Origin of the sequence: Siccirubricoccus sp. G192, assembly GCF_019084075.1 — a bacterium.
Taxonomy (GTDB): domain Bacteria; phylum Pseudomonadota; class Alphaproteobacteria; order Acetobacterales; family Acetobacteraceae; genus G192.
In genome coordinates, this window is record NZ_JAHREN010000003.1 from 113581 (window position 1) to 133232 (window position 19652).

22 protein-coding genes are annotated in these 19652 nt (G+C 66.8%); 16 read left to right on the forward strand and 6 right to left on the reverse strand.

Features of this window, described 5'->3' with window-relative positions; translation table 11 throughout:
- The first annotated feature begins 138 nt into the window (after nucleotides 1-138).
- On the forward strand, nucleotides 139-600 hold the full coding sequence (locus tag KSF81_RS28410) for a transposase (protein WP_217382156.1): 462 nt from the start codon (nucleotides 139-141) through the stop codon (nucleotides 598-600).
- Nucleotides 601-660: 60 nt separating this feature from the next.
- On the opposite strand, the gene KSF81_RS28415 is transcribed toward KSF81_RS28410, so the two are convergent.
- Nucleotides 661-954, reverse strand: a complete 294-nt coding sequence (locus KSF81_RS28415) for a hypothetical protein (RefSeq protein WP_217382157.1) — start codon at nucleotides 952-954, stop codon at nucleotides 661-663.
- A 64-nt stretch (nucleotides 955-1018) separates the two neighbouring features.
- On the opposite strand from KSF81_RS28415, the gene KSF81_RS28420 reads away from it, so the two are divergent.
- Entirely contained in the window at nucleotides 1019-1303 is a 285-nt protein-coding gene (locus tag KSF81_RS28420) for a transposase (protein ID WP_217382158.1), read from the forward strand.
- A 348-nt stretch (nucleotides 1304-1651) separates the two neighbouring features.
- Here the strand turns inward: KSF81_RS28420 and KSF81_RS28425 are convergent, their stop codons facing one another.
- The 3 genes from KSF81_RS28425 to KSF81_RS28435 are packed head-to-tail and all read right to left on the reverse strand — an operon-like array spanning nucleotide 1652 to nucleotide 3428.
- Nucleotides 1652-2764 carry a tyrosine-type recombinase/integrase gene (locus KSF81_RS28425; RefSeq protein ID WP_217382211.1) on the reverse strand — a complete coding sequence of 371 codons (1113 nt, stop codon included), beginning with the start codon at nucleotides 2762-2764 and terminating at the stop codon, nucleotides 1652-1654.
- Complete coding sequence (locus KSF81_RS28430) at nucleotides 2761-3171, reverse strand: PIN domain-containing protein (protein WP_217382160.1); 411 nt, start codon at nucleotides 3169-3171, stop codon at nucleotides 2761-2763. Before KSF81_RS28430 ends, KSF81_RS28425 begins: the two co-directional genes overlap by 4 nt.
- Complete coding sequence (locus KSF81_RS28435) at nucleotides 3168-3428, reverse strand: AbrB/MazE/SpoVT family DNA-binding domain-containing protein (protein WP_254454367.1); 261 nt, start codon at nucleotides 3426-3428, stop codon at nucleotides 3168-3170. The genes KSF81_RS28430 and KSF81_RS28435 overlap by 4 nt, the downstream gene beginning before the upstream one ends.
- A gap of 207 nt (nucleotides 3429-3635) precedes the next feature.
- Between KSF81_RS28435 and KSF81_RS28440 the strand changes: the two genes are divergently transcribed.
- The 4 genes from KSF81_RS28440 (at nucleotide 3636) to KSF81_RS28455 (ending at nucleotide 7419) form a co-directional block, all read left to right on the forward strand.
- Complete coding sequence (locus KSF81_RS28440; protein ID WP_217382161.1) at nucleotides 3636-4850, forward strand: helix-turn-helix domain-containing protein; 1215 nt, start codon at nucleotides 3636-3638, stop codon at nucleotides 4848-4850.
- Nucleotides 4851-5023: 173 nt separating this feature from the next.
- On the forward strand, nucleotides 5024-5719 hold the full coding sequence (locus KSF81_RS28445) for a ParA family protein (protein WP_217382162.1): 696 nt from the start codon (nucleotides 5024-5026) through the stop codon (nucleotides 5717-5719).
- Nucleotides 5716-6066: a hypothetical protein gene (locus KSF81_RS28450; protein ID WP_217382163.1), complete on the forward strand. Its 351-nt coding sequence runs from the start codon at nucleotides 5716-5718 to the stop codon at nucleotides 6064-6066. Before KSF81_RS28445 ends, KSF81_RS28450 begins: the two co-directional genes overlap by 4 nt.
- 480 nt (nucleotides 6067-6546) lie before the next feature.
- Complete coding sequence (locus tag KSF81_RS28455) at nucleotides 6547-7419, forward strand: replication protein RepA (protein WP_254454368.1); 873 nt, start codon at nucleotides 6547-6549, stop codon at nucleotides 7417-7419.
- A gap of 187 nt (nucleotides 7420-7606) precedes the next feature.
- On the opposite strand, the gene KSF81_RS28460 is transcribed toward KSF81_RS28455, so the two are convergent.
- On the reverse strand, nucleotides 7607-8305 hold the full coding sequence (locus tag KSF81_RS28460; RefSeq protein WP_217382164.1) for a hypothetical protein: 699 nt from the start codon (nucleotides 8303-8305) through the stop codon (nucleotides 7607-7609).
- Between the two features lie 89 nt (nucleotides 8306-8394).
- Entirely contained in the window at nucleotides 8395-9150 is a 756-nt protein-coding gene (locus KSF81_RS28465) for an FRG domain-containing protein (protein WP_217382165.1), read from the reverse strand.
- A gap of 996 nt (nucleotides 9151-10146) precedes the next feature.
- Between KSF81_RS28465 and KSF81_RS28470 the strand changes: the two genes are divergently transcribed.
- The 10 genes from KSF81_RS28470 to KSF81_RS28515 all read left to right on the forward strand — a co-directional run bounded on the left by KSF81_RS28470 (nucleotide 10147) and on the right by KSF81_RS28515 (nucleotide 19650).
- A complete protein-coding gene (locus KSF81_RS28470) occupies nucleotides 10147-12705 on the forward strand; it encodes an ATP-binding protein (RefSeq protein WP_217382212.1) in 2559 nt (852 codons plus the stop codon).
- A gap of 7 nt (nucleotides 12706-12712) precedes the next feature.
- Nucleotides 12713-13285: a Pvc16 family protein gene (locus KSF81_RS28475; protein WP_217382167.1), complete on the forward strand. Its 573-nt coding sequence runs from the start codon at nucleotides 12713-12715 to the stop codon at nucleotides 13283-13285.
- Entirely contained in the window at nucleotides 13282-13992 is a 711-nt protein-coding gene (locus KSF81_RS28480; RefSeq protein ID WP_217382168.1) for a hypothetical protein, read from the forward strand. Before KSF81_RS28475 ends, KSF81_RS28480 begins: the two co-directional genes overlap by 4 nt.
- 23 nt (nucleotides 13993-14015) lie before the next feature.
- Nucleotides 14016-15362, forward strand: coding sequence for a hypothetical protein (locus KSF81_RS28485; protein ID WP_217382213.1), 1347 nt, complete (start codon nucleotides 14016-14018; stop codon nucleotides 15360-15362).
- 154 nt (nucleotides 15363-15516) lie between these two features.
- Nucleotides 15517-17076, forward strand: coding sequence for a phage tail sheath family protein (locus KSF81_RS28490; RefSeq protein ID WP_217382170.1), 1560 nt, complete (start codon nucleotides 15517-15519; stop codon nucleotides 17074-17076).
- Between the two features lie 40 nt (nucleotides 17077-17116).
- The gene (locus KSF81_RS28495; RefSeq protein ID WP_309139785.1) at nucleotides 17117-17527 is read left to right on the forward strand and encodes a phage tail protein; all 411 of its coding nucleotides are present in this window, start codon (nucleotides 17117-17119) and stop codon (nucleotides 17525-17527) included.
- Between the two features lie 24 nt (nucleotides 17528-17551).
- Nucleotides 17552-17947: a hypothetical protein gene (locus KSF81_RS28500; protein WP_217382171.1), complete on the forward strand. Its 396-nt coding sequence runs from the start codon at nucleotides 17552-17554 to the stop codon at nucleotides 17945-17947.
- Nucleotides 17948-17964: 17 nt separating this feature from the next.
- Nucleotides 17965-18126 (forward strand): DUF6760 family protein, encoded by a 162-nt coding sequence (locus KSF81_RS28505; RefSeq protein WP_309139786.1) that lies wholly within the window; start codon nucleotides 17965-17967, stop codon nucleotides 18124-18126.
- A 10-nt stretch (nucleotides 18127-18136) separates the two neighbouring features.
- The gene (locus KSF81_RS28510; RefSeq protein ID WP_217382173.1) at nucleotides 18137-18562 is read left to right on the forward strand and encodes a phage tail protein; all 426 of its coding nucleotides are present in this window, start codon (nucleotides 18137-18139) and stop codon (nucleotides 18560-18562) included.
- Between the two features lie 14 nt (nucleotides 18563-18576).
- Nucleotides 18577-19650, forward strand: coding sequence for a hypothetical protein (locus tag KSF81_RS28515; RefSeq protein ID WP_217382174.1), 1074 nt, complete (start codon nucleotides 18577-18579; stop codon nucleotides 19648-19650).
- Nucleotides 19651-19652 lie beyond the last annotated feature (2 nt).

Genomic DNA, 19652 nt, shown 5'->3' on the forward strand with positions numbered 1-19652 from the left:
CACGCTGCACACGAGCTTCGCCCGTTGGTCCCGGCTGGGGCTGTGGCGCCGACTGGGCCAGCGTCTCGCGCTGGACTGGCGGCTGGCCTGCGGTGATGTCGTCCTGCCCTCGGCGGTGGTGGTCGACAGCCGCTCGCTGTGCTCGGCCCCGAGCGCCTGGGCGCGGGGCATCGATGGCGGCAAGCTGGTCAAGGGCTCAAGCTCTTCGCCGCCTGCGACAAGCATGGCTCGCTGCTCGACCTTGAACTGCATCCGGCCAACACCGATGACCGCGCTGGCACCCTGCCGATGCTGCCGCGGCTGGCCGCGCTCGGCTTCCAGGGCGACCTGCTCGGCGACAGCGGCTTCAAGGGCGCTCCCTTCGCCGCGGCGGCACTCGGGCACGACATCCACGTCGCGGTCTCGCCCGGCGGAACGCGGGACGGGCACTTCCTGCCGAGCGGCATCCGCTGGGTTGTGGAGCGGTTGTTCGCCTGGATGAGCCGCTATCGCCGGCTCAACATCGTGTATGACCGCGCTCCCGACCTCTTCGCCGCGCACGTCTGGATCGCGATGATCTCCATCATCTCACGCCGGCTCGTCGCTCAAACCCAGGCGTAGCAAGGGATTTATTCGCGTACAGGGTCTAAGCTTGGCTTTGCACGTGCCGTGACGCTTTCGTCATGAGGCATGGATCCAGAAGAAGCCCTTGGTGGCGATGAACTCGAGGGCTTCGTCGAGCGGCATGACCTCCCGACCGAAAGGTCCGGGGTTGCCCCAGGCCTCACGTCGCCACCACAGCACCTGAACCCGGTTGCCCTGACCGGTTGGGCGCAGCCGGGCGACCGGTCCACCGGTGCGCCGGCTGTAGAGCGTGTAGCCCTTGTTGGCCCGCACCACCTCGACGCCGCCGCGCCGCGACGGCCAGGGGTAGGCTTCGATGCGGGCGCGCATATCATCGGGGCTGCTGGCCATCGGCCTCCCTCCTGCCTCCGGCCGCGTTTGGCGCCTCGGGGGTCTCGGGCGGAGGCGGTGTGCCATGACGCCGAGCGTGGGTCCGGCGGTGCTGGACGGCTGGATGCGGCCCTTCCGATGCCACTTCACCGCCGCGGTCTGGCGTCACGTGCTCGTGCTGGTCTGTGGCGCCCTGCTGGCGCCGGGACGGCGGACCGTTGCCGCGGCCCTGCGGGTCATGGGCCTCGGCGAGGCGGCTGGCTTTGCTGTCTACCATCGCGTGCTGAGCCATGGGCACTGGTGCTCGCAGGCCCTGGTATCGCAAACCGCTGCCAACTTTCAGCGATGCTCTCGCCCTGGTTCGGCATGAACTCTGGACCGCACAGCTTTTCGCCACCTCGCCGCCGACCGGGACAGCACAGAATGCCTCGGCCGATCTTATCGGCCGCCTGCTACTCGTCGCTTGCCGGCCGCCATGACACGTCATGACAGCCCGCGCGCGTTCGCCATCGACGACGAGGCGCTGGTACAGGTCGGCGTACTCACGATGCACGTCTGCGTGCAGCCCGAGCACGGGCGCCGCGGGCGGCTTCCGGGCGAGCGCCCCGTGAACCTCTGGGAAGGAGCGCTCGAGCGCCGAGGCGCCCTGCCCCCAAGAGGGCGCCCGACGATCATGAGGCCGGTAGAACGAGGCCGCATTTCCGACCGGTCGGGCTCCTCAGCCGTCCTCCTTGCGCGCGGTCCGGAACACCTTTTCGGTGACATTGTTGCGCCAGAGATCGGCCGGACGCAGGTAGCCCAGCGCCACCTCGGTCGAGCGGTGCCGGGTCTGCCGCATCAGGTCGGCCAGCCCGGCGCCCGCCTCTCCCGCCGCGGTGGCCAGCCCGGCTCTGAGCGAATGCCCCGAGAAGCGCTCCGGCGCCGGCAGGCCGGCGTCCACAGCCGCCTGCTTGACCAGCCGCCACACCGCCTTGTCGGAGAGCCCCTGCCCTGTGGGCCGGCCGGCCTTGGTCACGGCGCAGAACAGCGGCCGCTCGGCGTCGGAGGCCCCGCCGGTGAGGTCCGCCGCCCGCCGCCGGAAGCCCAACCAGGCCTCCAGCGCGGCCATCGCACAAAACCCCGGCTCGGCCGGGTTGGCCCAGACCGCCACCTGCTGGCCGGCGGCGCGCGGATCGGTTTTGGAGCGCCGCACCAGCACGGTCACCCCCCGCCCCGACTCGCAGACCACCTCGCCGAGGCGGAGCGCGGCCAGTTCGGCCCGGCGCAGCGCCGCGCCAAAGCCCAGCAGCAGCATCGCCCGGTCGCGGGCGCCGAGTGCCGTGTCGGCCCCGGGCCGGGCCGCCAGCATCCGCCGCAGCGCGTCGGGCGTGGCGGCGGCCGCCCGCTTGCCCGGCCGGGTGCCCTTGGTCCGGGCGACGCCCTCCAGCACCATGGCCAGGCGGGGATCTTTCAGGTCGAGGGCGATGCCAGCGAGGCGGTGCGCCGCCTGGATGGCGGCCAGGTGCACCCGCAGGCTGGCCAGGCGGAGCCCGGCATCGGCGCGCTTGACCACGTACATCGCCAGGATGTCGGGATCGCCGGCCAGCGGCTCGCGGCCGAGGCTGTGGCACCAGGCCGCATAACCGCGCCAGGCCGAGCGATAGGCCCGCAGGGTGCCCTCCCCTCGGGCCTTGGTGGCATAGACCGCGGCGCGGGCTGCGAGGGCCCGCAGCTCCTCCGCCCGGGCGCCGCCGCCGGGGACCACCAGGTCACCAAACAGCCTGGTGTCGAGGACCAGCGCCGCGGCACCAGCGCGCCCCTCCCCTCCCCCGTCCCCGCTATCGGCGGTCATGCCGGCCGGAAAGGATTGCGCAGGGTCAGGCGGCCGTCGATTACCTGCCCGTCCTGCAGATCTTCCGAGAGCAGCGTGGCGCAGCCCGCCTCGAGGGCGGCGGCGAGGATCAGCGCGTCGTAGATCTGGTAGCCGGTGCGCGCGGCGATCTCGAGGGCAGCGTCATGCGTGCCGAGGCTGAGGGCGAGCGGCGGCGGGCAGAGGGTCCGGATGGCCACCAGCGCCTGGGTGATCTCCGGCCAGGGCCGGCGCAGCTTGCGGCGGGCGACGGCGACGAACTCGTTCAGCACCTGGACGCTGACGATGCCACCCTGCGCCAGCAGCGCCCGGGCGGCGTCCGAACGGGGGTCTGGCTGCAGCGCGGCGTAGAGCAGCACATTAGTGTCCAGGAAGGGGACACCGCTCATCCGCCGCGCTCATTGGCCTCGTCGCGGGAGAAGCGGAAGCCCGGCGGCAGGGTCCAGCCGAGGGTGCGCAGGGCCTCCAGGGCCTCGTCGCGGCGGCGGTCGCGGCCGATGCGGAAGGTGCGGGGGTCCGCCACCTCGATGGCGATCTCGTCGCCCTCCTGCAGGCCGAGCGCCTCGACCACCGCGGCGGGCAGGCGCACTGCCAAGCTATTGCCCCATTTGCCGACCTGCATGCCGCCCTCCATCTGGATAGACATCTGACAAAAGTCTATCCGACAGGGGGGCCGCCGGGCAAGCGATTCCGTCCGCAAAGTCCTGTTAGCGGACGGAATGCGGAAGCGCGGTGGCGGCGAGGAGTCGGGGGCCAAGGGGGCGGACCGCAAAGCCCCCCGAGCAACGCAACGGAATGCGTGTTTGTCTTTCACATTCCGCTACACTGCCCTGTGTTGGTGCGGAGATGCTGCGTGTCGGACAGCCTGTATCCCGAAGAGCCGGAGGATGCGGCCGATGAGGCTCCCTGGCGCCCGGTCTGGGAGGACGAGGAGGCCGGGCCGGAGATGGCGGTGCCGCCCTGGATCTCTCCCAGCCGGGCGCGGAGCCTGCGGCGTCGGGAGCCCGACTGGTCCGCCCTGCTGGTGCCGCTGGCTGCCGCCGAGGATGCCCTCTCCCGGCTCGATGCCGCGGCCGAAGCCGCCTGCCCTGCCCTGCGCGAGGGTCTGGTCGCCCGCCTTGCCTTCGCCGAGGCCGCCGGCTGGCTCGCCGCCGCCGCCGACCGCGCCTGGATCCATCCCCGTGACCTGGCCCTCGCCGAGGCCGGGCTGCTCGGCGACTTCTCGGCCGCGGCACTCGGCGGCCGCGGCGCCGCCGCGCTGCCGGCCACCAGCGGGGTCCTCGGCACCCCAGGCCGCGCCAGGGCGCTGCTCGCCGAGGCCACCGACCGGCTGCCGGATGGTACCACCCTGGCCCAGGGGCTGGCCCTCGCCCGAGCGCTGCGCCGGCTGGCCAGCACGGGCTGGGACCCCCTCGCCTCCCCTGAGGTCGCGGCTGCGGCCCTGGCGCCGCTCACCCCAGAGGGTGCTGACGTTACAGCCCTGCGCCTGTGGCCGGAGCGGTTTGCCGCCTGGCGCAGTGCCGCCCTGGCGGTGCCCCGCGCCGGTCAGCCGCCCGGGCCGCCGCCGCTGCTCGCTGCCGCTGAGGCGGCATCAGCCTGGCTGACCGCCGAGGTGCTGCAGGACAGCCGGCCCACCCCGGCGCAAGCACTGCTGCTCGCTGCCGCGGCGGCGCGGCGACGGGGCCGGCTGCGGGTCATCCCCCTGCCCTTCTGGAGCCTCGGCCCCACCGAGCGACCGACCATCCTGCCGCTCGGCGATCACGCCGCTTGGCCCGCAGTGTTCCTGAACCGGGTCGCCGCCGCTGCCCAGCGCGGCCTCGCCGAGCTCACCCGGTTGCGCGAGGCCGAGGCGGCCGCCGCACGCCTGGTGGCCGCCAGTCGGCAGAGCCTGCTGCCCGCTGCCGCCGAGGCGGCGCTGCGTGCCCCTGCCCTAACCGCCCGCGGCCTCGCCCGCCAGCTCGGCGTCACCCCGCAGGGCGCCCTGCTGCTGCTCCAGCGGCTGCAGGGCGCCGGCGTTCTCAGGGAGGGCACCGGGCGACGGAGCTTCCGGGCCTACGTGGTGCAATAGGCCACAGAGGCGTTAGGAGTGATCTCGGCACGTTCCACGTCCGGTCTTTGGTGTCACGCTCTGCACCGCCCTTTGCGCCACCTAGAAGCTACTAGTTAGCTTCCCGTTGACGCCCAGATAGCCTCCAGGCGACTATCAAACGGTGATCCGCTAGCAGGAGGGGAGCTAACGGTATGCCCACCATCGTCTTCGCGTCGCCAAAGGGTGGCGCGGGCAAGTCAACATCCGCCGTAGTCCTAGCAACGGAATTGGCCCTGCGGGGCGCGCAGGTCGTGGTCATTGATGCCGACCCGAACAGACCTGTCAGCCATTGGGCCAAGCGGCCGGGTAAGCCCGAGACGCTAGCCGTTCTGTCGGAGGTGACGGAGGCGACGATCATCGATGAGATCGAGGCCGCCGCGGCCCGCGTGCCATTCGTCATTGTCGACCTGGAGGGCACGGCTAGCATGACCGTTGCCTATGCGATCAGTCGGGCCGACCTAGTCATAGTGCCAACCCAGGGCAGCCAACTGGACGCCGCGGAGGCGGCCAAGGCAATCCGCCTAATCCGGCAGCAGGAGAAGGCGTTTGGGCGGAGGATTCCCTACGCTGTGCTCTTCACCCGAACTTCGGCGGCAATCCGGCCCCGCACTCTCCAGCACATCCGCGAGGAGATGGCACAAAACAATGTCCCAGCCTTCGAAACCCAGATGCATGAGCGCGAGGCGTTCCGCGCCATCTTCAGCTTCGGCGGCGCACTTCCAGGCCTGAACGCAGGCCAGGTCAGCGGCCTGGATGCTGCGGTAAAGAACGCGCGGGCCTTCGCAGCCGAAGTAGTGGGGCTCCTGAAGGCGACTGCGGCGCGGCCAAAGGCGGAGGTAGTAGCGTGAACGGCGACCGAGCATCCATGTTCGAGCAGGATGGTGATCTCGATCTAGGCGAGTTCAAGCCCAAACCACCGGCGCGGCCGGAGCAGGTGAGGGGGGTAGCCGAGCAGGTGGGCTTCCACAGCCGCGAGCCAAAGGCGGCACCGGCCGTACCAATACCAGTCGTGTCCGAGCGACGGGAGCCCCGGCGCTACCGGACTGGCCGAAACGTTCAGCTGAATCTCAAGGTCCGGCAGGAGGCAGTGGACGCCTTCTACAAGCTCGCCGACGAGCAGGGCTGGGTTTTGGGCGAGGCATTCGAACGGGCCGTGGCGGCTCTGGACAAAGAACTTCAGGAAGCGAGCCAATAGATTTCCGGTCGCTATCTGGCAGCTACCAGGGAGCTACCAGATAGGCGTTCACCCAAGTAAATCAAACTGTTGGGCAAGGAAGTTGAGAACTCCAAGGGCTATCCAACCACCGCCAGCGTCACGAAGCCGGTAAGAACGCGGCTCGGCACAACTCAATGCCCGATTCGCTCACAATTGGCCTAGGTTTATCCTGTGGGGTTTGGTGACGCGAATGCTGGAACCCACACCTCACCACGGTTTTCCCGTGGGGTGAACCGACGCAGGTGTGGGGTTAGGTGCCGCGAATCCGGCTTATCCCGTGGGATGAACCGACGACTCAACTAGTAAAGAACAACTATCTTTCTACTAGCTCCGTCGGTTAACCCCACACTTGACGACGCTGATTACAGACCGCCATTCTCGCTAAGAACGCTGGTGGTGAATGCTGTGGGGGACATACACCGTCTGGTCGTCCAGCACGGACGCGAGAGAGCTCGGGAGATGGTCCCGACGAAGCAACGCCATCTTGTTGATGTCGCGGCAGAGGTCTTGGCTGACGAGGCCCAGAACCTAGGCATTACCTACAGCGGCTTCTGCCTGACCGGTTTTCCACACAAACGCCTCCCTGATGGCGAGGTTTGGGAGAAACGGGGCCACAACGTCACCCTGCTCGTCGAGCCGGGACGCTTGAAGACTGGCCCAGGACCAACTGTCCTGTTCGGCGTTCCCTACGGCGCCCGGGCCCGCATGATCCTAATCTACCTCCAAACACAAGCGGTTCGGACAGGGAGCCGAGAGGTTCACCTTGGGCGGTCCATGCGCAACTGGATGGGCCGGATGGGGATGGCGGTCGGCGGCGAAACCGCCCGAGCATTGCGCGACCAAGCCCGACGGATCTCGGCCTGCAGCATTAAGTTTTTCTGGACTGTCACCGACGAGGCTGGCCGCGCAAGCGATGGCTTCGAGCGTGGAGCTATCGTCCGCAATGGACTCTTCTTCCGTGATGACGGTGAACAGGGGAACCTCTTTGAGGACATCGTCACCCTCGATGAGACCTTCTACAAGGCACTGAGTGATCACCCGGTACCACTGCTCGAGAGCGCGATTCGGCAACTGAAGGAGCGCTCAATGGCGCTCGACATTTACATTTGGCTTGCCTACCGACTCCACGCCCTCGCGCAGCCGGCGCCGATCAGCTGGACCTCACTGCATACGCAGTTCGGCACCGGCTTTAAACTTGTCCGCCAATTCAAGCCGCATTTCCTGGACGCCCTTGCAGCCGCGACAGCCGCCTACCCAGACGCAAGGGTAAATGTGACCGAGACAAGCGTGACGCTCCATCCATCGCGGCCCCCAGTGGCTCGTATCGGCTAGAGCGTCGGTAGACCCCACACCCTTTTCTCTCGGGGATCTACCAGCAATATCAAGCTCCTGCATTGCCGCCACGAATGGCTTCGTGGACAGATTTGTCCTCACGGCCAACCACACTGGAGACAGCGACAACATAGCGGCGGTCGCCGGAAATCTGCTTGCTACCGTGGCATCCACTGCCACGTCTGGATTAGAGCAGCTTGGTTCCCACCTGCCGGGACGAGCTGCTTGGCGCCTTGGGACGCGGTAGCGCCGGGCGCAGGGCAGGGGAGAACGATGTGTTCTGTGCCGGGCCTTCGTAGCCGTCATCGACAATGAGGCGTAACTGCACCGCACCACCCTGGGCTCCGGCCACCTCGGCCGGCAGCAGGGTCAGCGGCACCGGCCAGAAACACTCGACCCGGTCCTCGCCACGCAGCGCCAGGAACACTACCCGCTCCACCTGGCCACCCTCGCCGGTCTCGACCGCAAAGCGGAAGACCAGCCCCTCGGCCGCCTCGGTGCCCAGCGCCAGCGAGAGCTGCTGCGCCTCGCCCTCCTGCCGGCGCAGTGTGCGCTCGGTCGGCTCGTCGGCGGCGCCGCGGTAGAAGCGGACCGGCACGCCCTGGCCATTCGAGCCGATGACGAAGACGAAATGGGCGCTGTCGTCCAGCACCTCGAGCCAGGGATAGTCGCCGGACGCGGCGGCCCGCTTCAGGCGATGGCGGCCAAAGGCGAAGGCGCGGCAGCCGACCGACCAGGGATCGTCGCCGAGCTCGTAGCTGGCCATGGCCAGGGCATCACGGCGGGCATTGGCCAGCAGCCTGGCGCAGAGCCGCAGGCGATCCTCGCTCAGCGCTGGGTGGAAGTCCCAGGGGAGACAAGGTGGCGCAGGGGAGGGCGGCTCCATATCGGAACCATATCACGACAAGACTCGGTAAACGGAAATGGGGCGATGCAAGCCTCCCCTAAGTTCGCTCGGGATTGTGGATGCCACCTCTAGGGGAGCCCCCTCAATTCGTCTGCCAAGTTCGCAAAGTCAGGAAAGATCTCCCCCCTCGTGATGCTGCAAGCTTGAATCTCCAGCGCCATGCGCTGGACGCACTTGGCTGGGATACAAAATTTGAATAAGTACTTCTCATGACCAAGTCGAGTATTGAGAGGCTTACGGTCTGAGTGCACAGTAAATGCGCCCTGCTGTACCACCATCCGCGCATCATGCTCAACAGACATTACCGCGAGTACCTTGCCGTTCTCCTTTCTGGTTCGGAAGGCCGGCTCGATCATCTTCTCGCTGATGTAGCCATCTATAGGTGGTGTCACTCCTTCGAAGCCCTCTGATTCATTGAGCGTATGAGGTGCAAGCATCCAGATGACGGCATCTGCTGGGGCGTAGTTCTTGTCAGAATACTTTGAGACAGCGAAGTACGCGGCGATAAGTGGCGAACGTGACCAGTCAAGCAGCCGAGTAGGGAGGCCATAGTGCTGCATCAAGCTGAGCCACGCTGGGAAATCGTCGCGTTCAGGTACAGCTGAGCGTCGGAGTGCTGCGCGAGTGCGAAACCTATTCGTGAAGTTACGCTCATGATCACTATTGTAATCTCGCCAGATAAACGGCTGGATGTCCCAGTCCACTGACCTATGACCTCGGAACCAGCGAACCACGCCATCAGACTGCAACATTTTACAAACTTGGTCGATGAGTTCGCCAGTGCTGTGAATCAGCACTGTATTGTCCTTTGCAGAAGCTGCCATGGGTTTTCTACCCCCACTGCTATCCCTCAGGCCAGTTCCGCGGTCGGGTCCGGCCGAACCCCATAGGACCGCAGCTAAGCCGCGCTCGGCTAGACCTTTTTGGCGAGAGCAATCGGCTGCTGCGGCCGGACCATAGTGGGCCGTGTGAGATAAATGCTGTGCCCGTAGCGTGGCCGTGCGCAACGGCAAAATCTACTGCTGGGGAGGGGAAGATTTCCAGAGAGGCGTTTTCATAACTAACCTACGTTGAGTTAGAGTCTGTACGCGAAATAACCGGGCTTTTTGTGTTGACTTCGATACGGGAGGCGGCGTCGGCCCAGTCCTCCCATGTCGGGCCTATGTCTTGCGCGGGCATTTCCAGCGTCGCTGACCTGCCGCACATATTTTGGAACGCAATGATTAAGCGGCGACCGATCGCTAAATCCCTGACGCACAAAGAGGTTTATTTGCGTACAGCCTCTTAGCATGAACAGCAGATCTGCGCTGCAGGATCCTACACTGCGGTCGCAGGCGGGCCGTCTACATACTTATAATTGCAGTCTGGCTCGCTCGGGATGTGGAAACCGCTTCTTACGCAGTAGCTGGCGTCATACTGACGGGAAGAGGCGGAGGCCGCGACGCCGGGCGCTTGTTCCGGCCCTGCCTCACCCGCGGTAAGCGGGGGATCGCGGTGGAAGGCAAAAGGGCAGACCCGGACAAGCGTCCGAGTTTCGGTCGCCATTGGGTGACGAGCTGCTCACGCGCCAACTCGACATTGCCAACGTCTGCGTCCTTGGGATCCGCCTCCTCGCCGCGCTCCTGAGCGCCGCTACGGCCCGAGGGCGCGAGCGGATATGCACATCAACCCTTTGGTCGAACCGGCCTAGTCGATGGCTGAGCCAGATGGACCGCGTTGCCGATCTGCGAGCTAGGCCAGAAATCAATCTCCGAGAACCATGGCTAGGAGGTTGCGGATATGAGTTGATCGGTGCGTAACAGACCGGGCGGGGCTGATGCATGCCGCCGAGCGAGACATTCATTCTTGTTGTGCATGCGCGGAGCGCCCGACTTGACGGTGAGGCGCTCGTCAAGGCGATCCGTAGCCGGGCGCGCGATTTGCACCTGACGGTGCAAGCCCCGTACGATCCCGAAGCGATTCGTAAGGCGCTGACCGAGACAGGGGCCCCGCGCGCATTCCTGCTCATCGCGGGCCCGGCTGATATCGACGCGCAAATCCGCGCTCTGGCAGAAGCGCACCCCGGTGTGTGCCTTGTCGCGGTTGAACCGCGGGCGGACAGGATCCGCCTGGAAGTGCCGCAGCTCGGGCTCGATGGCCTTGTCTCCCTACTGCGCAGCATGCCGGCCACTTCTCTCGGCGGTAAAGGGATGGCCGAGCGGATCGCGCATGTCGCGATCGCCCTCGCCGAGGGAAACCAGGAGAATCAGGCCGACACGCGCGACGGCATCATTACCGACTGGCTTGATGCCACGCTCCGTCTGCACATTGCGCGTTCGCGCGTGGCGGATGACGAGAAGCTGCCGGGCCTGACACTATCTGCTGCCACGGCAGACCGCCTTCTGGCACAGCGGCGTGGGCGCAGCGCGGAGATTGCACCGGACTTGCTGCTCGACATGCATGCCCAGGCGGAAGCGAGACTCACCAAGAGCCTGGACGCGGAGGAGGAGGAGGTCACCCGCCTGACCCGACTTGCGCGCCGGATAAGGCTGGATTCGATCGAGGTGAAAGCGCTGCTGCTCTGCCTGGCTCCGGAACTTGATCCCACCTACCAGCGCGTCTATGGCCTGCTGAACGATGATCTCAGCCGGCGTAGTGCAACACTCGGTCTCGTCGCGTCCGTGCTCGGCGAGCCGGCCACCATGCGGCACAGGCTCGCGACGCTTGGCGGCCTCGCGCGCTGGCGGCTAGTCGAGCCGCACCACGATGCGGCGCTTGCGGCAGACCACACGCTGCGCGTGGATGCCGCCATTGCTGCCTGGCTGATCGAGGATCGTCCGCTCGCGGCCGCCGATCCGCGGTTCTCCGGCTGGCTGCATGCCGGAAGCTGGGGTGGTTCCGAATTGGTGGATGGCTGGCCGGAGACGGAGCGCTTGGCAGGACTGCTGGGCGACGCGGCGCCGGGCTTCATCGTGCTGGGCGGCAGCACCCCTGCAGCAGATGAATGGTGCGCCATTGCCGAAGCCGCGGCGCAGCGTCAAGACCGCGAGCTGCTGCGCGTCGTGCCGCCTTCATCGACGCCATCCGGTTCGGCGGACCCCAGCGAAGCGGCGGCGCGCATTGCACGCGCCGCGCGGCTGCTCGATCTCGTACCGGCGATCGTGCCGGACGGCCATGGAGCGGACCCCGGCACAGCGATCGCTCTGCTGGAGGGCCTAGCGAGGCAACCCGGCTTTGCCGAGAGCGGGCCCGTGCTGCTCCTGGCGGACCCCGGTCCCTTCGCCGCGGCCCTGGCGCCCGGACGCTACATCGTCCTGGCGCGCGCGCCGACCGCCATGCCGGCGCGCGTAGACATGCTGCGGAACGCCGCGTCACGGCACGGGGTAGGGCTCGCTAAGGCGGGGGCTGAGAGACTCGCTGCGGTGTTCCCGCTGGCTTCCGCTGCGATCAGCAATGCTGCGGAGCTGGCAACGGCGTTGGCTGCCGCCGAGGACGCCAATACGCGAGCAGAGGAGCCGCATCTCGCGCGCGCGCTGCGCAGTATCGCTATGCCGCGGCTGCCACAGTTCGCACGCCCTATCGAGCCCGCCTTCAGCCTCAAGCAGATCAAGCTGCCCGAGGAGCAGTCGGCGCAGCTGCGGGAGATCGTGGAGCAGTGCCGGCATGCTGGCACGGTGCTGGACCGCTGGGGCTTCGGTGCGCAGCTCCCCTACGGCCGCGGCGTCGCCGCGCTGTTCTCCGGTCCCAGCGGCACTGGCAAAACGATGGCGGCGCAGGCCATCGCGCGGGCGCTCGGGACCGAGCTGTTCCAAGTGGACCTCGCCCGGGTGGTCAGCAAGTATATCGGCGAAACCGAGAAGAACCTGGACGTAGTCTTCGACGAGGCAGAGCGTGCCGGCGTCGTGCTGCTCTGCGACGAGGCTGATGCGCTGTTTGGTAAGCGAGGTGAGGTCAGGGACGCGCACGACCGTTACGCGAATCTGGAGACAGCCTACCTTCTGCAGCGCCTCGAGGCCTTCGCGGGCCTTGCCGTGCTCACCTCCAACCTCCGACAGAATATCGATTCCGCCTTCCTCCGGCGGTTGCGCTTCGTCGTGGAGTTCCCGCGCCCGGACGCGGCGGCGCGCGAGTACATCTGGCACCAATGCCTGCACGGTGCGCCGCGGTCGGATGACGTCAACGAGCTTGCGATCCGGGTGCTGGCGCGCCGGCTCGAGCTCACAGGGGGGAACATCCGACAGATCACGCTGCGGGCAGCCTTCGCCGCCGCGGCCGAAGGCAAGGGCGACAAGGCTGCGATCACGCTGGACCATCTCGTCGAGGCGGCGCGAGCGGAACTCGTGAAACTCGGCATGCCGGGCGTTGAAACGGCGCTCGCCGCCTTGTCGCGTGCGGCGTGAGGCGACGATGAGTGATCGTGCCATCGAGCAGGTATTGGAAGCGCTCAGGGCCCGCCTGCAGGCCGCCCTCGGCCGCTCCCGGGCGACTGCCACGGTGCATGTCGGGCCACCGGACGACAGCGAAGCGCAGTCCAGCGATCTCAGCATCCTCCTCGTGCGCGCGGCCGCCACGCCCACGCTGCGCAATGACAAACGGCACCTTCCGCCCACGCAGGAGGGCCAGCCGCCGCGCGTGCTGCCGGGTGCGGTGCCGCTCGACCTCACGGTGCTGCTGACCACGGCGAGCAAGGAGACGGGCGGTGAGCGGGATGCACTCGGCCGGCTCGGGCGGGTGATCCAGACGCTCGCACTTACGCCGATGATCGGTCCGCCGGAGGTGCCGGACCAAGAGGCCCGCATCACCCTCGAGCCCGCAACGACGGAGGAACTTACCCGGATCTGGGCGATGTTCCCCCAATCCTCCTATCGCCCCTCCCTGATTTACCTCGTCACCCCGGTCTGGATCGATCCGCCCGACCAATCAGAGCCGCCGATGCCGGTGCTCAGCGACAGGCGGCTTGTCGGGCAGTTCGCGTCATGAGCGGCGCGTGGGAAGGGGCGCGGCGCACGGTCCACTTCGACGCGGCTGCGGAGCGGCGCGTGCTGTTCGCTGTGGAACTGCTGGATCCGCTCACCGGAGGCACTATCAGCGCCGGTGTGCGGGTTTCCGTGCGCGGGCTGGCGGACAAGCCGCTGCACAATCTCAGCGGGCGCTTCGTCTTCCTGGAGGAGCCGGGGGCGGTGCCGGGCAAGGTGCGGGTCGAGATCCTCGGTGCTCCTTTCGAGCCGCCCGAGGAGGTGGATGCACCCACCCCGCCGCTGGCCGATGATCCGCCGGACGTTGTCGCCAGGAAGCGGCTGCTGCGCATCCTGCTGCACCCCTCCCCTGCATACGTGTTCCCGCCCGACGCAACGGTGCTCCGCGGCTGGGTGACGGACGGTGAGGCGCGGCTGCCGCGGGTGCTGGTGAGGGCGAGCTTCACCGACCGTGTGGCCGGCCACCTCGCGGCTAGTCCGGCAATGACGAATGCGCAAGGCGACTTCGCCCTGCCGCTACGGCTCTCCCTGCGCGAGCGCAGCCGGGGCGATCGCGTGGAGTTGCAGCTCAGCTTCACGCGCGGCACCGGTACCGACGCAAGGAGCCGCATGTCTGGCGCGCTGACCGTCTCCGAGACCGGAGATGTCTCCACCGGCAATCCTCCAAAGCCCGTCGAAGGCTTCGACTGGCGCCAGCTAGATGCGGCCTGATCCGAAGGAGGGATTCCGCCCACATGTCAACGACCACATCGCCAAAAACTCACCCGGCGCCCGAGGCCTCCCCGCCCAAAACCTTGGAGGAGGCGGCCAGGCAGCTTGCTCTGTCCGCCGCCAAGGGCAAGTTCCTCGATACGGTCAAGGGCGAGAGCCAGCAGGCGATCGCCGGCTTCGCCGTGCAGCAGAAGAGCTATGAGCTCAAACATGAAACTCTGCGCACTAGGTGGGAGCAGAACGAGCGCGCCGTGAAGGATCTGCGCGGAAAGCTGATCCACCAGTTTGGTGATTGGAAGGAATTGCTTTGCAAAACAGTGTGCCAGACGAAGGACGAGATTGAGGCCGCCGAGATCGCGCTCGGTAAGAAGTCGGAAGCGGTGGAACTTCCTCTGCAACGTCAGATCCAAGAAGCCGACGGGGAGCGGCAGGCGGCAAAGGAAAGATTCACATCCTGGTCAAAGGCCGCCGACACGCTCGAAAAGGCCCTCACGGAGACGGCGGCTGAGATCCAGCAGGTCGTGCAGCTGCTTGGCAAGCCGGAGAAGGTCTTCGCGCTCTACCGCTTCTGGGTGCGGCTGCAGCCCGCGCACTACGCCGTCGCCGCCTCGAAAGAGTGGGCGCTGTTCCAGAACGGGGAAGTTTCCACGGGCAAGGCGCCTTGGGAGGCAATCTGCGCTAACTGCCGCGAGGAAGGAGGTTCCGGCACCGGGCAGGACCGCGGCAACATGCCGGCCGAAAAGGCGAATAGCGGTGCCGGCGTGTCCAGCCGCAACAAGGATACCGCAGCGACGCCCGCCTTCCACAACTTCGGCGACCTCCACGTCGAGGCGAAAGACCCATGCGCCGGGGGGCGGCGCATTTGGGTGAAGATTGAGGATAGCACGACGAAGGTTCCCGACCCGGCGAGTCCCGGGACCTCCATCCCGGTCGGCGTGCGGGTGAAGGTGGCTTACTGGAGCGAGGAGCCCCAGAACGGTGTGTTCGATCCCTTTGCCGAACCGTGCCGCGAACCACGCCCGACTCAGAAACCCGAGGATTTCGACAATGTAGTGATCGCGGATGAGACATCGCCCGATCACTTCGCGAAGCGTGTCAACGAGAACTCGGCCCTGGTCAAGCTTTCCATCCTGGACGGTGCGAACTCACCTCCTCAGGTGGTACGGGAGGAGAGATGGCTGGACCAGGGCGGCAACGCCAATGGCGGCGCGACGCCGGCACGCGCTGCGCACCTAATACCCAAGGACCAGCTCGACGCGACCCTCATGCAGGCGCTCGAGACCTACCGCGAGGCAGGTCTAAAGCATGCAGAGAAGCTCGCACAATCGAGATCGCCAAGGCCGATTTTGCTGTTGCAAAGAAGAAGCTAGATGACCTTCGAAAGGGTGAGGAGGAGGACGCAAAGACACGCCTGCAGAATTCGCCGCGGCCAGCCGACACCAAGACCGGTGCGGAGACGGACAGTCAGAACACGTCGGCGTCGAGCAAAGCCAGGCAGGTGACCGCGTGACGAGGAGCTGAGCGATGCCCGAGTATCTAACGCCCGGTGTCTACATAGAAGAAATCGAACGTGGGCCCCGCCCGATCGAGGGCGTCGCCACCAGCACGGCAGCCTTCATCGGTGAGACGGAACGGGGTCCGACCAGGCCGCGCCTCGTTACCGGCTTCAACGACTACCTCCGCTGGTTCGGGACCGTCTTCGATCCAGCGAAGTTCATGCCGCACACTGCCAGCGGCTTCTTCGAGAACGGTGGGAAGCGCCTCTATGTGTGCCGCATCGTGGGTGACGCGGCGACGACCGCCTCCCGCGACTTCGGCGACCTCCATGTCGAGGCGACCGGGCCCGGCGCCTGGGGCCGCCGCATCTGGGTAAAGATCGAGGACAGCACGACGAAGGTTCCCGACCCAGCGAGTCCCGGGACCTCCAAACCTGTCGGCGTGCGGGTGAAGGTGGCCTACTGGAGTGAGGAGCCCCCGGACGGCGTGTTCGACCCCTTTGACGAGCCGCGTCGCACGCCGCGCCCAGCCTTGCCGCCCGAGGATTTCGACGACGTGGTGATCGAGGACGAGGCATCGCCCGATCACTTCATGAAGCGCGTAAACGACAACTCGCCCCTGGTCAAACTCTCGATTCTGGACAGCGCAGCATCGCCTCCGCAGGTGTCTCGAGAGGAGGCGCGGTTGGACCAGGACGGTGTCGACGACCCGAATCCGATCGGCACCGATGACTACGAGGGCGCTAATGTCGAAGCCGACAAGCGGCGCGGCCTGGAGGCGCTGAAGCTAGATGAGTTCCGCGAGGTGTCGCTGGTCTACGCGCCCAACGCGCCCACGGATGTTGTGAAAAAGCTGATCTCCCACTGCGAGAACCAGAAGTTCCGCTTCGCCGTCGTGGACAGCGCACCGAATGTCGGCAACTCCGCGAGCCTTGACCCTCGCACGATGATCCAGGAGACGCAGTACGCAGCCTTCTACTATCCCTGGATCTATGTGCCGGATCCCAGGACGGGTGTGAAACGGAAGATCCCGCCAGGCGGCCATGTCCTCGGCGTTTACGCCCGCACGGACATCGACCGCGGTGTGTATAAAGCTCCGGCAAACGAGACGCTCGGTGGCGTGATCGAGTTGGAATACAACATCGATGACAGCACTCAAGGGCAGCTCAATCCACGTGGGGTGAACGCGTTGCGCCGTTTTCCAGGTCGAGGTCTGCGGATCTGGGGTGCGCGTACCCTCTCTGCCAATGCATTGTGGAAGTACGTTCCCGTCCGGCGGCTCTTCATTTTCATCGAGCGCTCGATTTACGAAGGCACGCAATGGGTCGTCTTTGAGCCGAACGACGAGCGGCTCTGGGCGCGGGTCACGGACACGATCCGTCTCTTCCTCCGTGGCCAGTGGCGCGGCGGCGCACTGATGGGCCGCACCGAGGAAGAGGCGTTCTTCATCACCTGCGACCGTACCACGATGACACAGGATGACATTCTAAACGGGCGTCTGGTCTGCGAGATCGGAATCCGTCCTGTTTACCCTGCGGAGTTCGTCATCTTCCGCATATTTCAGCACACCGCAGAGCCGCAGCGCTGAGACGGAGAGATCGAGATGGCACGCAAAGACCCCCTCCGCAATTTTTCGCTTCCGCCTCGAGATCGACGGCATCACTCAGGCGGGGTTCAGCGAGGTGGCAATCGGTGAGACGACGACCGACGCCGTTGACTACCGCGAAGGCAACGAGCCTGCGCATGTGCGCAAGCTCTCCGGGCTGACGAAATACGGCAACATTACACTCAAGGCCGGTTATACCGATTCGCTGGAGATCGCAAACTGGCACAAGCGGATTGTGGCCGGCGAAATCAGCAGCCAACGCAAGACTGTCACCATTGTCGTGCAGGATGAACTTGGCGCTGACAAGGCCCGCTTTGTGATCAGCGAGGCCTGGCCGTTGAAGTACGACCCGAGCGACCTCAATGCCAAGGGCAACGAGGTCCTGATCGAGACACTCGAATTGGCCAATGAGGGCCTCGAGCGCACGCGCTAGCGCGCGATCCGAAGGAGCAAGCCGATGAGTAACAGGGCCGCACCGGCTTTTAGGACCGAGGTGGAATTCATCTTGCCGAAGGGCTACCTCGACGAACACGGTGTGCTGCACCGCGAGGGCGTGATGCGGCTTGCCACAGCGGCGGACGAGATCCTGCCGCTCCGCGACCCGCGCGTGCAGGCCAACCCCGCCTATCTCGCCGTCATTGTCATGGCACGCGTAGTGGTACGGCTGGGCTCGCTTCCTGAGGTGGATACGCGCGTCGTGGAGGGGCTCTTTGCCTCCGACCTCGACTATCTCCAACGGCTATACGAGCGGCTGAACGGCGCGGAGGAGAGCGAGCCAGCGCCGGGGATCGCCCTGCAGGGCGGCGCCCCGAGCAATCTGCGCGCGGGGATGACAGTCCTGGGGGAAGCCTAACGGCCTATCCTCGACGTCTGCTCTACGAGGAGATGGCCTTTCTCGCCTTCCACTTCCACTGGAGCCGTGAGGAGCTGATGAGCCTAGAGCATGCGGAGCGGCGGCGCTGGTGCCGCGAAATCTCGGCAGTGAATCGCCGGTCGATCGGCGCACCGCCGAACCCCTTCGACCTGGCTTGAGGCGAGCGCCATGACGCGCCAGCAGGATCCCTACCGAGGCTTCCGCTTCCTCATCGAATTCGAGCGCCTGCAGCAGGGCGGCTTCAGCCGAGTAAAGGGCCTGGCGAGCGAGACGAAAGTGGAGTCTTACCGTGAGGGCGGCGTGAACGACTTCGAGCACCGTCACGTCACTCAGACCTCATTCCCGAATATCGTGCTGGAGCACGGCCTAACCAATGAGAGGCTCTGGGAATGGCACCGCCGGACGGTGGAGGGGCGCGTGGAACGCAAGACGCTATCTGTCATTCTGCGCGACGCAAATGGTGACGAGGTCTGGCGGCTGCACGCGCATGGGGCGTATCCCGTGAAGTGGTCGCTGGCCGACCTCGATGCATCGAGCAGCGCGGTGTTGGTCGAGAGCGTCGAGTTCGCGCATCACGGACTCCGCCGGGGATGAGCGCTCTGAGGGACATGGCGCACCGACCCGGCGTCGCGGCGCGGCAGGCCTGGCCGGTCCGGGCGGCGCGGCGTATGGGCGCGGGGCAGCCGGCTGCACGGCGTGGCTGGACGCCGCTGGCGCTGGCCTGGCGGCGGGCGCGCCTGGCTGCACCGCGGTTGGAACTGCGGCTGGCGCAGCGATTCGAGCTGCTGCTGCGGCGCGGAGAGTCCTGCGGGCTGCTGGTGCATGGCCCGCTTGCCTCAGGTACTGCGCCGCGCGGCGCGGCGGCGTCGCACCCGGACCGCCCGAACACGTCGCACTGCGCGGCCCTCGCTTGGCGGAATGGCCGGCCGGATAGGACGCCGCGCAGCGCGCTTGCGGCGGCGCGGTTGCGGCCGCTACTGCAGGATCCGCGTGCCGCCGCCGCGCAGGCGCCCGCCCGCCCGGGTATCCTGATGCTGCGGCCCCTACTTCGGTTGCCGCGCGCCAATGCGGAGGTCACTACCCTGTCCTCGCGGCGCTACCCGGACGACGCTATAATCGCCCCCGCATCCATTGCCGTGCAGTGGCCCGACCGGCGTGTGCCCGGCTTCATGGGACCCTTGCCGGCAGGACCTGCTGGCGTGTGGCCCGCATTGCGGCTGCGAGCGGCTGGGCCGGCGCTGGGGCACCTCGACGCGTCCGCCTCGGCCGGGCTGGTCCGGCAGATGGCACCGATCGAGGCGCAGAACCGCGCTCCGCTCGCCCTAGTGCTACATGGTGAACGCGGCCGGGCTCGCCCGGAGGTGGCTCGGCTGACGGAGGCCGCCAGGCGGTTGGACCTTGTTTGGCGCTTGTCCGAAGCTGCGGCAGCGGACGGTGTGGGCGCGGGTGGCAGCACGACGCATGCCGCGCCTTCACAGGCCGTGTCCATCCATACCGCGCTTGCTCAGGCCACGCTCCGCGAGGCTGCCGATGCACCGCTCACCGCCGCGGCGCCTGCCGCGATGCCCCGCACGGCGGTACCCGCGCGGGCCGAGTCGGCGCCGAGCGAGCGTTTCGTGGACGATGTCGTCCGACGCATCGAGCGGCGGTTGCGCATCGACCGTGAGAGGCGCGGGCTGTGAGC